The 11,834-nt window shown below is 37.3% G+C and carries 14 protein-coding genes; 9 read left to right on the top strand and 5 right to left on the bottom strand.

What is annotated here, in order from left to right:
• Positions 1 to 8: 8 nt before the first annotated feature.
• The 3 genes from AB1I62_RS02980 to AB1I62_RS02990 all read right to left on the bottom strand — a co-directional run bounded on the left by AB1I62_RS02980 (position 9) and on the right by AB1I62_RS02990 (position 1,971).
• A complete protein-coding gene (locus tag AB1I62_RS02980) occupies positions 9 to 1,037 on the bottom strand; it encodes a peptidylprolyl isomerase (protein WP_002407336.1) in 1,029 nt (342 codons plus the stop codon).
• Positions 1,038 to 1,200: 163 nt separating this feature from the next.
• Positions 1,201 to 1,545 (bottom strand): YtxH domain-containing protein, encoded by a 345-nt coding sequence (locus tag AB1I62_RS02985; RefSeq protein WP_104859263.1) that lies wholly within the window; start codon positions 1,543 to 1,545, stop codon positions 1,201 to 1,203.
• The gene (locus AB1I62_RS02990; protein WP_002398134.1) at positions 1,546 to 1,971 is read right to left on the bottom strand and encodes an HIT family protein; all 426 of its coding nucleotides are present in this window, start codon (positions 1,969 to 1,971) and stop codon (positions 1,546 to 1,548) included.
• Positions 1,972 to 2,186: 215 nt separating this feature from the next.
• Between AB1I62_RS02990 and AB1I62_RS02995 the strand changes: the two genes are divergently transcribed.
• From AB1I62_RS02995 to trmB, 4 genes are all read left to right on the top strand, one after another.
• Positions 2,187 to 2,924, top strand: a complete 738-nt coding sequence (locus AB1I62_RS02995) for an ABC transporter ATP-binding protein (RefSeq protein WP_002363160.1) — start codon at positions 2,187 to 2,189, stop codon at positions 2,922 to 2,924.
• 1 nt (position 2,925) lies between these two features.
• Positions 2,926 to 4,137, top strand: coding sequence for an ABC transporter permease (locus AB1I62_RS03000; RefSeq protein WP_065420465.1), 1,212 nt, complete (start codon positions 2,926 to 2,928; stop codon positions 4,135 to 4,137).
• Between the two features lie 128 nt (positions 4,138 to 4,265).
• Positions 4,266 to 5,045 (top strand): phosphotransferase family protein, encoded by a 780-nt coding sequence (locus AB1I62_RS03005; protein WP_002355531.1) that lies wholly within the window; start codon positions 4,266 to 4,268, stop codon positions 5,043 to 5,045.
• Positions 5,046 to 5,117: 72 nt separating this feature from the next.
• A complete protein-coding gene (gene trmB, locus AB1I62_RS03010; protein WP_002355532.1) occupies positions 5,118 to 5,762 on the top strand; it encodes a tRNA (guanosine(46)-N7)-methyltransferase TrmB in 645 nt (214 codons plus the stop codon).
• Between the two features lie 59 nt (positions 5,763 to 5,821).
• Here the strand turns inward: trmB and AB1I62_RS03015 are convergent, their stop codons facing one another.
• The gene (locus tag AB1I62_RS03015) at positions 5,822 to 6,568 is read right to left on the bottom strand and encodes a MurR/RpiR family transcriptional regulator (protein ID WP_002363162.1); all 747 of its coding nucleotides are present in this window, start codon (positions 6,566 to 6,568) and stop codon (positions 5,822 to 5,824) included.
• A 178-nt stretch (positions 6,569 to 6,746) separates the two neighbouring features.
• On the opposite strand from AB1I62_RS03015, the gene pfkB reads away from it, so the two are divergent.
• From pfkB to bph, 5 genes are all read left to right on the top strand, one after another.
• Complete coding sequence (gene pfkB / locus AB1I62_RS03020; protein WP_002355534.1) at positions 6,747 to 7,673, top strand: 1-phosphofructokinase; 927 nt, start codon at positions 6,747 to 6,749, stop codon at positions 7,671 to 7,673.
• A 4-nt stretch (positions 7,674 to 7,677) separates the two neighbouring features.
• Positions 7,678 to 9,096 carry a PTS fructose transporter subunit IIC gene (locus AB1I62_RS03025; protein WP_002355535.1) on the top strand — a complete coding sequence of 473 codons (1,419 nt, stop codon included), beginning with the start codon at positions 7,678 to 7,680 and terminating at the stop codon, positions 9,094 to 9,096.
• Positions 9,097 to 9,122: 26 nt separating this feature from the next.
• Positions 9,123 to 9,584 carry a fructose PTS transporter subunit IIA gene (locus tag AB1I62_RS03030; RefSeq protein WP_002358680.1) on the top strand — a complete coding sequence of 154 codons (462 nt, stop codon included), beginning with the start codon at positions 9,123 to 9,125 and terminating at the stop codon, positions 9,582 to 9,584.
• On the top strand, positions 9,581 to 10,558 hold the full coding sequence (gene lacD, locus AB1I62_RS03035) for a tagatose-bisphosphate aldolase (RefSeq protein WP_002364816.1): 978 nt from the start codon (positions 9,581 to 9,583) through the stop codon (positions 10,556 to 10,558). Before AB1I62_RS03030 ends, lacD begins: the two co-directional genes overlap by 4 nt.
• Before the next feature lie 188 nt (positions 10,559 to 10,746).
• Entirely contained in the window at positions 10,747 to 11,280 is a 534-nt protein-coding gene (gene bph, locus AB1I62_RS03040) for a biofilm phosphatase Bph (protein WP_002355538.1), read from the top strand.
• A gap of 87 nt (positions 11,281 to 11,367) precedes the next feature.
• Here bph and AB1I62_RS03045 read toward each other — a convergent pair whose 3' ends face one another.
• Positions 11,368 to 11,799: a GNAT family N-acetyltransferase gene (locus AB1I62_RS03045; RefSeq protein WP_002355539.1), complete on the bottom strand. Its 432-nt coding sequence runs from the start codon at positions 11,797 to 11,799 to the stop codon at positions 11,368 to 11,370.
• Between the last annotated feature and the right edge of the window lie 35 nt (positions 11,800 to 11,834).

An 11,834-nucleotide genomic window follows, 5' to 3' on the forward strand; every position in this document is an offset into this window, starting at 1 on the left:
TTTTATGCTTATTTAGAAGAAGATTCTGTTGTTTTGCTTGAAGAATCTGTTGCTTTTTCAGAGTCGCTTGTTTTGGTATCGCTTGTTTTAGAATCACTTGATTTTGATTCTTTTTTCTCTGAAGAAGCGCTTGAAGATTCAGTTTGCATGTAGCCTGCTAAAGCGTTCTTGAAGGCATCATCTTTAATTTTCACATTGGCCGCTTTTAATTCGTCACTAATGACTTTCGAAACAAATGTTTGATCGGCTAATTTTGTTTCTTCAGCAATTTTCTTGATCTCTTTTTCATAAGGTTTCATGTCATTGCCTTTTGCTTTGTTTTTCGTCATTTTCACTACATAGTAGGTTGTTTGGTAGGTTTGCATATTTGTTGCAGCAATTGGTTCTGACACTTCGCCATCTTTTAATTTGAAGGCAGCTTCTTTAACTTCGGCAGGAACAGTTGTTGCTTGTGAATCAAATTTAATTTTACCGCCATCTTTTTTCGTAGCAGCATCTGTTGATTTTTCTTTAGCAATTTTTGTGAAATCGCCGCCGTCAGTGATTTCTTTCTTGACAGCTTTGGCATCATCTTCTGAAGCAACTTGGATAATTTGTGCTTCTACTTCTGGATGGAAACTTGCCCAAGCTGTTTTTAAGTCTTCATCTGTAATTTTTAAGTGGGCTTTTAGACCTGCATCATAGGCTGCTCTTTGTTTTAATTGTTTCTTGAATGCTTTTTCAGTTAAACCAGCTTGTTTTAATGCATCAGAGAACTTTCCACCTTGTGCTTCTACTTGTTCTTTGGCTTCGTCAAAGCTTTTTTGAATATCTTTGTCAGTTACTTTGTCGCCATATTTTTCTTCAAAGACTTTAAAAATAACCATTTGGCTAAACGCTTGTTGGCTAGTGCTTTGTTCTTTAATTTGGTTATAAAAATCATCAACAGTAATTGTTGAACCTTTCATTGTTGCGATATCTTTTGAACCGCTTGAACACGCTGCTAAACTAAAAACGGCCATTGCGCCCGCTGCAGCTAAGATTAGTTTTTTCTTCATTCTCTTATGCACTCCTGTTTTTTTTAGTTTTATTTCTGTTATAACTATACCATACCTTATTTTGAAAAAGAAAGAGTCTCAGGCATAGTTTCAAACAAAATTCGTATTTACGTCACACTTTTTATTTTTTTAATAACAAAAGAAATAATTAACATAAAAGACTTTACTTTTGCTTGTTGGTTTGTGTGTCAGGTAATTCAGCCGTGATTTTGGCAATTTGTTCTTTAATTTGAGCAATCCGAGGTTCCGCTTGGAATTTGAAATCAGTGATTTCTTGTTGCAGGTCTTTTGAAAATTCAGTTGCCAGTGGAACGTTTTCTTCGACAACTGCCAAATTTCGTTGCACCTGATCCCAGTCATTCGTGACTTGATTTTTCAGTGAACGATAGTCCTCTAGCTCATTGATTAAATGTTGGCGTGTTTCTTTCCCGCTTCTTGGAGCAGCCAACAAGCCGCCAATGGTACCAGCAGCTGCACCAAAAATGAGACCTTTAATAAATTTTTTCATTTAGTTCACCTGCTTTGCAATGGTCTCAGCAATTTCTTGCATCGCTTCGGCGGAATAGTCCTCTTGATGGTTGCCAAAATGAATAGAGAAATCATCTTCTTTTGAATAACGGGGAATCAAATGAACGTGGGAATGGAAAACGGATTGATAAGCCACTTCCTTATTGTTATTTAAAATGTTTAATCCTTCCATTTCTGGAAAAGCTTTTTCTAATGCTCGTGCTACTTTAGGAATACGAGCAAAGACGTCGCTTGCTAAAAGGTCATTATATTCAAAAATATCAGCAACGTGTTGTTTTGGAATCATTAAGGTATGTCCTTTGGTCACTTGTGTGATGTCTAAAAACGCGTAGACTTTCTCGTCTTCATAGACTTTATAACTTGGGATTTCGCCGTTGATAATTTTACAAAAAATACAATCATTCATGAAAAATTCCTCTTTTCTCTAGGTTCTTTCCTTTACTTTACCACAAGTTGATTTCTCTGTGGATGAAAAAGTACGTGAGTTCGCTAAAAAGTTCGTTTCATTTCGTGTATAATAAGAGAAAGAAAAAAATCCATTTAATTAAGGGAGTAATTTTTGAATTCTTGGTTCGCTTAGGGTTTAATAATGGTAGAGAGAAAAGGTTGGAGGCAAAAGAAATGAGCTTAACAATTGAACATTTAACAGGAGGTTACGGCCATATTCCTGTCTTAAAAGATATTAATTTTGATGTCAAGTCTGGTGAAATGGTTGGTTTAATCGGCTTGAATGGTGCGGGGAAAAGTACCACCATCAAAAATATTATTGGGTTACTTACGCCGCAAAAAGGCAAAATTATGATTGACGGGGAAACATTGCAACAAGCCCCTGAAGAATATCGTAAAAAAATCGGGTATATTCCGGAAACACCTTCTTTATATGAAGAATTAACATTGAAAGAGCATATCGAAGTAACGGCCTTGGCTTATGATATTCCATTAGAAGAAGCGTTCAAACGAGCAGAACCATTACTAAAAACGTTCCGCTTAGACAATAAATTGGAATGGTTTCCTGCTAATTTTTCAAAAGGCATGAAACAAAAAGTCATGGTACTTTGTGCATTCTTAATTGAACCGAGTTTATATATTATTGATGAACCTTTTCTAGGCTTAGATCCTTTAGCAATTCATGCTTTATTAGAATTAATGGATACGATGCGTAAGCAAGGGGCAGCGATTTTAATGTCCACGCATATTTTAGCAACAGCTGAAAAATATTGTGATCGCTTTGTGGTGCTACACGAAGGGAAGTTACGGGCAAACGGTACAATGGCTGAATTACGTGCAGAATTTAATTTACCAGAGTCTTCTTTAGATGATATTTATCTTGCCTTGACGAAGGAAGAAAAGGTGGGGTAACATGGGCGAATTTTTTAGTCAACGTTTGTCACGGCATTTCAAAAAAATGTCCAAGTACTTGCGCTATATTTTAAATGATCATTTTGTTTTAGTCTGTATGTTTTTATTAGGCGGATTAGGTCTGTACTATTCCCAGTTGTTAAAAGAATTACCTCGTGATTTTGTTTGGGGCAGACCGTTAATTCTGTTGGGCTGGCTGCTACTCATTCAAGTTGGTAAGTTGGCTACTTTGACAGAAGAGCCAGACAAGGTTTTTTTATTACCAAAAGAAAAACAATTCGCTGCTTATCTGAAACGGGCGCTGCGCTACTCTTTACTTTTACCGATTGTGGTCAGCTTTCTAGGAAGTGGCCTATTGATGCCGTTGATTGTAGTTACAACGGGTTGGTCGTTTCAAACCTTCTTTTTATTTTTGGTCATGCTAGTTTGTATGATTTATACACATCTTAGTTTACAAAGCTATGGGCTCTATCATCTTTCGTCAACCACTTACCGTAGTTGGTGGTTCGTTTGGTTGATCAGTAGTCTCTTGATTATGACGGGAGCCATTTACTGGACGCCTTGGGTTGGTGTGATTGGTGGCATCATCCTGGCCGTTTGTTTATCGAGTATTTGGCAAAATAAGATGAAACAGAGTTTCTTGGATTGGGAAAAAATGATCCAAAAAGAACAAAACAGAATGCATAGAATTTATAAATTCATTCAGCTGTTTACAGATATTCCTGAAGTGAGTAGTACAGTGAAACGCCGTAAATACTTAGATCCTCTCCTCGGAGTAGTCAAAAAAACATCTGAGAACACGTATGCTTACTTATTCATTCGGAGCTTTTTACGAGGTAGCGAATATAGCGGCTTATTGTTTCGTTTGATTTTGGTTGGTGGCGTGCTACTCTTCTTTTTACAAGAATTCTGGATTGCGTTGGTAGTTGCTTTATTGTTTGTCTATTTAATCGGGTTCCAGTTGATTCCCATGTACACGCAATTTGATTATATGGTGATGACACAGCTATATCCAATTTCAATAGAAAAAAAACAAGCAGCGATTCGCCGGTTAATTGGTGGCGCATTATCTGTTGCGGCCATTATTTTTGGTGGGATTGTCTGCCTTCGTTTAGGCAGTTTGCAAAATAGCTTGCTCATTCTGGGTGCCTTAATTGTAGAAGTTGTGATTTTCACTAAAATGTATGTTCCAATGCGCTTGAATAAGTTATAAAGATGAGAAAACCCAGCAAAATTTACAAAAGAACCACATAGAAGCTTGACGAAGCAAGGTTTGGCGACTAAAATGGTAATTGCTGTAAAAATTGCAATAAAATTGTGTTGAGATAGGAGATAATTTCCATGGAATTTCAGTTGGATAAAGACTGGCGTCTGCAGCCGATAAAGGGCGCAACTGGTCAAACATACATGGGAATAAAAGAAACAGAGAAAGTGTTCATTAAACGAAACACTTCTCCACTTCTTGCAGCATTGTCTAAAGAAGGGTTAGCCCCGAAGATGATTTGGACAAAGCGGACAGCGAATGGCGACGTACTAACAGCCCAAGAATGGCTGGAAGGACGTTTATTACATGCGGACGAAATTGGCAAACGCAATGACGTGATTGACGTGTTATACCAATTGCATCATTCCAATTTGCTGAAAGACATGTTGAAAAAAATTGGTGGCGAAGTTTGTACCCCGCTAACAATGTTGAAAGAGTATAAGCGTCAACTACCTAAAGAATTAAAACGAAACAGTTATTTAAAAGAAGTAATCACTTATTTATATAATCATTTACCAGAATATCCAGAAACTAGTTATGTAGCTGTTCACGGCGATGTGAATCATCGGAATTGGTTAGTCTCGAATAATTATCTCTATTTAGTAGATTGGGATTCTGTGATGGTCGCGGACCCAGCGGTAGATTTAGGAATGATTTTGAGTCATTATGTCCCTCGTTCCGGCTGGAATCAATGGTTACTATCTTATGGTTTAATCCCGAATGAAAGTACGGTTCAACGAATTTATTGGTATGGTTTATTTAGCTTTTTACAAGAGATTGTTCGTCATCACCAAGAGGGCGAAAGAAGAGCAATGACTGCAGAAATTTTACAATTAAAACGAATGTTTAGTAGTTAAACTAATTCATTTAACATCCACACAGGCTGGCGAATTTCACCAGTCTGTTTTTAAAAGAAAGGAATTTTAAATATGCGTGTAAGAAATAGACCCGGAGCAGCAGAATATATGGCAAAATATCCACAATATGTGGTAGAAGGTCCTGAAAAATGGCAAGGGAAATGGCAAGAACGTTTTGGCAATAATCATCCCATCCACATTGAAATTGGTTCAGGTAAAGGTCGTTTTATTTATGAAATGGCTAAAGCACATCCTGAGATTAATTATATTGGTATCGATATGCAATTAAGTATTTTATCGATTGCATTAGATAAGCTAGTGGCCGAGCCGTTACCTAATCTACAGTTATTGCGAGTAGACGGCGAAGCATTAACAGAATATTTTGCTGAAAATGAAGTAGATTTAATCTATTTAAATTTTTCAGATCCTTGGCCAAAGAAAAAACATGAAAAACGTCGTTTAACGTATAAAAACTTTTTAGCGACAGATGAAATTATTTTAAAACCAAATGGAGAAATTCATTTTAAAACGGATAATCAAGGGCTCTTCGAATACTCATTAAGTAGCTTTTCTAAATATGGCATGATTATTGAACGTGTGTGGCTAGATTTGCATAATAGCGAGTTTGAAGGCAACATTATGACAGAATACGAAGAAAAATTTTCTAGTCGTGGTCAACGAATTTATCGAGTAGAAGCACGTTTTGTTGCAAAATAAAAACAAGCATTCCTTTATTTTAAGTGAAGGAATGCTTGTTTTTTATTATTTAAGAAAGCCTAAGTTGTCGTTCTTAAAGCATAGGCGTCCAATAAAATTCTTGCCAGAATGGATAGTGGTAACCGTGAACGCACTTCATAATCGGGGAAAAAGGAGCCTTCTGATTTGAAGCCTACGAACGGAATTTCAATATATTTCATTAAACTAGAGTGTTTGCTTGCAGTTAAAAGGATAGTCCCAATTTCTGAGTCGTAACAGTTTTTACCAGCGACAACTAATTCTTGGGTTTCTCCGTTTAAAGAAACAAAAAGAGCCACATCTTTTTTTGATAACTTTTTACTAATATTTTTAATAATTTCTGGGTCCGTATGCAGTTCACAGTATTTGCCAGCCAATTGAAACTTAACCATCATTTCCTGAGCAATTAATTCTGAAAAACCTCTAGCAAAGATAATAATCCGTCGAGAAGCTTTGATTTTTTGGATCGCATCTTCGATATTACCAATTTCAATCATGTTAATCGTGCGAGTTACTTCTTCTTCATTCTTTAAAATGGCCGTCCGAATTCCTCGGTCTACTTTTTCTAATGCTGAAAAATTTATATTTTGGTTTTCTTTATCTTTCAAATGATGCTTGAAGGATGTGAAACCTTCATAGCCTTTCTTTTTCATGGTTCTTACAATCGTCGCAGTTGATACGTTGGCTCGTTCGCTTAATTTTACAATGGAATAATCAGGGATTTCTAAAATATGTGTTTCGATAAAATGCCAGAGATATTGCTCTGACTCACTCAATTTTTGTTCCATAATGGCTAGCCCTTCTTTCTTTCACTAAAAAAACATTTATAAGCCTATTTTTAATGAAAAAAAATAAAAAAGCTAGAGAAATTATGAAATTGTAAATGTTTTCTATATTTTTGCGAAAGAATGAAAACCTTTACATGGTATTTTGAGACATAATAAAGAGGAGAAAGGAGGAACTACAGTGACTATTTATACATGTACATTAAATTTAGCCATTGATTTATTTATCGAAACAGAAGAGCTAGTTCCTTTTGTCGTGAATCGCACGAAGGAAGATGATATTCAAGCAAACGGGAAAGGAGTCAATGTTTCCCTAATTTTAAAGATGTTAGGGATTGATAATACCGCTTTGGGAGTCAAAGCTGGTTTCACTGGGAACTATGTCGAGGATTATTTAAAAGAAAAAGAGATAACCACTGATTTTATCGAAGTCGCTGGCACAACGAGAATCAATGTGTTTACAAAAGTTACCCAAGATCAAAAGGAATACAAATTAGTCAATAAAGGACCAAAATTATCTGAAGAACATGTACAACGTTTTTTGAAAAAAATTTCAGAGTTACGTAAAGGGGATTATTTGTGCGTATCAGGAAGTTTACCACAAGGGGTTTCGCCAAGTATTTTGATTGAAATTAGCCGAATTTGTTTTGAAAAGCAGGTGTTCTTAATTTTAGACAGTAGTTATGAAGAAATTTTAGATTGTTTGCCTTATCAACCATTTTTATTGAAACCAAATGAAGAAGAACTTCAAGAGTGGTTTCATACAGAAGTGCAGACTAAGGACGATTACATTTTTTACGGACAAGAATTACTGAAGCGGGGAGCCAAAAATATTTTACTTTCTTTAGGTAGTGAAGGGGCTTTATTTATGAATAATGAAAAGGTTCTTTCAGGTAATTCACCAACTGGAATGGTTGTGAATACAGCTTGTTCAGGGGATGCAATGTTAGGTACCTTTTTAGCTGGCTGGCATCAAGGACTTTCATTGGAAAAAAATTTAAAAAGAAGTATTGCAGCAGGTAGTTCAACAGCATTTCGCAAAGGATTGACAGATTTTTCAGATGTTCAGGAGTTAGAGCAACAAATAAAGATTCAAGAGGAGGAATAAACAGATGGCTACGTATCAATTAATAGCTGCTACAGGTTGTCCGACGGGAATAGCGCACACGTATATGGCACAGGAGGCATTGGAACAAGCTGCGAAACGTAAAGGTATTACGATTAAGGTTGAAACACATGGTCAGATTGGTATAGAAAACGAGTTAACACCTGCAGAAATCCAAGGAGCGGAGGCAGTCATTATTGCCGCCGACAAAGACGTTCAAGCAGAACGTTTTGCTGGGAAACGAATCATTGATGTCCCTGTCAGTGTGGGGATTAAAGAAGCAGATCGCTTAATTGAAGAAGCACTCGCAGGCAAAGGATCGATTGCGGCCGAAAACCAAGCAGTGGATGAACTTGAACAGGAAACACAGATTTCTTCAGGAAATGTTGGACATAGTATTTATAAAAACTTAATGAATGGCGTCTCTCACATGTTGCCGTTTGTAGTAGCAGGCGGCGTTTTAATTGCTCTTTCTTTTGCTATTTGGGGCATTTATTCATTTGATCCAGAAAGTAGTCAGTATAATGCTACCGCTGCTATGTTAAAAAGTATTGGTGATGCCTCAATGGGCATGATGGTGCCAATCTTATCTGCGTATATCGCAGAGGGGATTGCCAAACGACCTGGTTTGGTTGTGGGCTTTGTCGGTGGTTTGATTGCTAACACTGGTGGCACTGGCTTTTTAGGAGGGATATTATCTGGTTTTCTTGCTGGGTATTTCATTCTTTTATTACAAAGAGTATTTAAAGGTTTGCCTAAATCATTAGATGGTTTAAAAGCAATTTTCCTTTATCCAGTCATTGGCGTTGCAGTTATTGGTATCACTATGTCTTTACTAGCAGATCCGATGAAAGCTGTTAACGAAGGAATGATGAGCTTTTTAGCTAGTTTCCAAAACTCCAGTCCGTTGGTTTTAGGAATAATTGTGGGTTGTATGTGTGCCTTTGATATGGGAGGTCCAGTTAATAAAGCGGCCTATGTTACTGGGACGGCACTCTTAGCTCAAGGAAATACTTCTTTTATGGCAGGAGTTTCTGCTGCCTGCATAGCGCCACCTTTAATTACAGGCTTTGCTACATTATTCTTTGGAAAATACTTTGACACAAATGAACGCAATGCGGGGCTAGTGAACTTTATTTTAGGCTCCACACATATTACAGAAGGCGCTATTCCGTTTGCGGCAAAAGACCCCTTGAAGGTTTTACCAATTATGATGCTCGGATCTTCAATTGCGGCAGTCCTAACGTATATGTTTGGGGTACAAGTGCCAGCACCTCATGGAGGATTTCTTGTTTTACCAGTTGTTACTCACGCTGTTCAATGGGTTCTGGCAATTTTAGCTGGTTCATTGGTAGGCGGTTTATTGCTAGGTTTTGTACAAAAAAGTAGAATCGCCAAACAAGAGCAATCGTTATCAAAAAAATGAAATAACAGGAATTAGGAGTGGATGGAATGGCTTTTATTAAAGAAAATCATATTTTTTTAAATCAACAGTTACAAACGCAAGAGGATGTTTTTCACTTTTTAGCAAAAAAATCAACAGAATTGGAAGTTGCTCAGGACGCACAGGAAGTTTTCGATAAACTGAACGAGCGAGAACAAGAAGGAACAACGGGGATGATGAATGGATTTGCGATACCTCATGCAAAAGCAGCAACGATTCAACAAGCGGCCATTATCATCGTTACCTTGGACCAAGGTGTTGAGTGGCAGAGCCTTGACAACCAATTAACGGAGTTTGTGATTGCGCTGTTTATTCCAGATGCCGAAGCTGGCACGACACATTTGAAATTACTCTCTTCCGTTGCGCGCCTCCTATTAAGAGAAGAAGTTACTTCTGGACTGAAACAAGCAAGTTCGCCAGCTGAAATTGCTACGTTACTAAATAATCAATTAGGAGAGGGAACAGAATGAAAAAAATTAGTGAACAAAAACGTAAACATTTAGAAAATCTGGTAGATGATCAAGGGATTATTGGCGCACTAGCCATTGATCAACGTGGGGCCTTAAAACGCATGATGGGAAAATACAAAGAGGTGACTGCGCAAGAAATCAGTGACTTTAAAGTATTAGTATCTCGTTGCTTAACACCAGAGACTTCAGCAATTTTGTTGGATCCAGAATATGGCCTAGCTGCTGCTGAAAATCGAGCACAGACTTCAGGTTTGTTACTTGCGTATGAAAAAACGGGCTACGATGCTTCGACACCAGGACGGTTACCCGATAGTCTTGATGTTTGGTCGGTTAAGCGTTTAAAAGAAGCGGGCGCAGACGCGTGTAAATTTTTACTTTATTACGATGTTGACGAAAGTGAAGCAATCAATGAACGAAAGAAAGCTTATATAGAACGGATTGGTTCAGAGTGTTTAGCCGAAGAAATTCCATTCTTTTTAGAAATTGTCTCTTATGATGCAAACAATTCGGATAGTGCTTCAAAAGAATACGCTAAAGTAAAACCGCACAAAGTAATTGAAGCGATGAAAGAATTTTCAAAGGATCGCTATAATGTTGATGTTTTAAAAGTAGAAGTCCCTGTGAACATGAATTTTGTAGAAGGTTTTGGCACTGAAAGTCTTTATAGCCAAGATGAAGCGCAGGCCTTTTTCAACATGCAAAGTGAAGCAACACAACTTCCATTTATTTTCTTGAGTGCAGGGGTTAGTGCTACGATGTTTCAGGAAACATTGAAATTTGCAAAAAAAGCAGGTTCCTCGTTTAATGGAGTCTTATGTGGTCGCGCAACTTGGGCAGACGGCGTGCTTCCATTTGTTCAACAAGGTTCTGAAGCAGCCGTTGCGTGGCTTGAAACAACTGGTAAAACAAATGTTGAAGAATTGAATCAGGTTTTAAGAGAGAGCGCAGTATCAGTCTTTGAAAAAATACAGTAATTAAGCTGAAAATATATACTGAATTTAAACTATTTGGTCATCTGAATTAAATTTTTTCAGAAATCGTCTTCTTTAAGTGAACTCAATGTACGCAAACTCAAAAGATATGATATAATTATTTTGATATCGATGTATGAACACCCAAAAAGTAACAGTGCTTTACTTTATTTGGGGAAAGTTGGGGTATTATGGGAATTCCTAAAGAAGGCGAGTTTGTAACCATTCAGAGTTATAAACATGACGGACATTTACATCGAACGTGGCGTGATACGATGGTACTAAAAACGAGCGAGTATTCTTTAATTGGTGTGAACGATCACACGTTAGTAACGGAATCCGACGGACGTCGGTGGGTGACTCGTGAACCAGCCATTGTTTATTTTCACAAGAAATATTGGTTCAATATAATAGCAATGATTAGAGAAAAGGGGGTTTCGTATTACTGCAATCTGGCTTCGCCATATGTTTTAGATGACGAAGCGTTGAAGTATATTGATTATGATTTAGATATCAAGGTTTTTCCAGATGGTGAAAAACGTTTACTAGACGTTGATGAATATGAATTTCATAGCAAACTAATGGATTATCCAGAAGATATTGACTTCATTTTAAAAGAAAATGTCAAGACTTTAGTGGATTGGATTAATAACGAAAAAGGCCCCTTCTCGCCCGAGTATGTAGATATCTGGTATCAACGTTATCAACAGCTATCAAAAAAATAGCCGATGTAAACAGCCCACAAAAGGAGCTTGGAGCATTAGCCAAAATGGCTAATGCTCCAAGCTCTAAATTTTCCGATTTAATTGGTGTTATAGTTCTTTATTCATTTCGTAGTGTTCAATGCCAGCATCCATAAAAGGTGCTCCTGTTTTTTGATAACCTAAACGTTCATAGAAGCCTACAGCGGTGACTTGTGCTCCTAGAGTAATCTTGTGGTAGCCTTGTTCTTTGGCAAAATTTTCCGCCGCTTCCATAATCACTCGTCCATAGTCGGCGCCACGGTAAGCTTTTTCAACGGCCATTCGTTGTAATTTCATAACGCCATTTTCTAGTGGAAGCAAGCGACAAGTTGCGACAGCTACATGGTTCGTGTACAAAACAAAGTGAATACAATGTGCTTCATATTCATCGATTTCCATCTCTTCTGGTACCCCTTGTTCCGCTACGAATACGCGTTGACGAAGCCGGACAGCATCTAAATAAAGATCACTCATGGTATCTTTTGTTTGAGCTACATGCATAGAAAAACCCCCAAGTTCAGAATCTGTTTCTATTT

It is taken from the genome of Enterococcus sp. AN402 (assembly GCF_040719405.1).
Lineage (GTDB): Bacteria > Bacillota > Bacilli > Lactobacillales > Enterococcaceae > Enterococcus > Enterococcus faecalis.

Excerpts from the sequence above, each read along its gene's own strand:
- AB1I62_RS02980 (WP_002407336.1), bottom strand. The coding sequence starts at position 1,037 with ATGAAGAAAAAACTAATCTTAGCTGCAGCGGGCGCAATGGCCGTTTTT.
- AB1I62_RS02985 (WP_104859263.1), bottom strand. The coding sequence starts at position 1,545 with ATGAAAAAATTTATTAAAGGTCTCATTTTTGGTGCAGCTGCTGGTACC.
- AB1I62_RS02990 (WP_002398134.1), bottom strand. The coding sequence starts at position 1,971 with ATGAATGATTGTATTTTTTGTAAAATTATCAACGGCGAAATCCCAAGT.
- AB1I62_RS02995 (WP_002363160.1), top strand. The coding sequence starts at position 2,187 with ATGAGCTTAACAATTGAACATTTAACAGGAGGTTACGGCCATATTCCT.
- AB1I62_RS03000 (WP_065420465.1), top strand. The coding sequence starts at position 2,926 with ATGGGCGAATTTTTTAGTCAACGTTTGTCACGGCATTTCAAAAAAATG.
- AB1I62_RS03005 (WP_002355531.1), top strand. The coding sequence starts at position 4,266 with ATGGAATTTCAGTTGGATAAAGACTGGCGTCTGCAGCCGATAAAGGGC.
- trmB (WP_002355532.1), top strand. The coding sequence starts at position 5,118 with ATGCGTGTAAGAAATAGACCCGGAGCAGCAGAATATATGGCAAAATAT.
- AB1I62_RS03015 (WP_002363162.1), bottom strand. The coding sequence starts at position 6,568 with ATGGAACAAAAATTGAGTGAGTCAGAGCAATATCTCTGGCATTTTATC.
- AB1I62_RS03025 (WP_002355535.1), top strand. The coding sequence starts at position 7,678 with ATGGCTACGTATCAATTAATAGCTGCTACAGGTTGTCCGACGGGAATA.
- AB1I62_RS03030 (WP_002358680.1), top strand. The coding sequence starts at position 9,123 with ATGGCTTTTATTAAAGAAAATCATATTTTTTTAAATCAACAGTTACAA.
- lacD (WP_002364816.1), top strand. The coding sequence starts at position 9,581 with ATGAAAAAAATTAGTGAACAAAAACGTAAACATTTAGAAAATCTGGTA.
- bph (WP_002355538.1), top strand. The coding sequence starts at position 10,747 with ATGGGAATTCCTAAAGAAGGCGAGTTTGTAACCATTCAGAGTTATAAA.
- AB1I62_RS03045 (WP_002355539.1), bottom strand. The coding sequence starts at position 11,799 with ATGCATGTAGCTCAAACAAAAGATACCATGAGTGATCTTTATTTAGAT.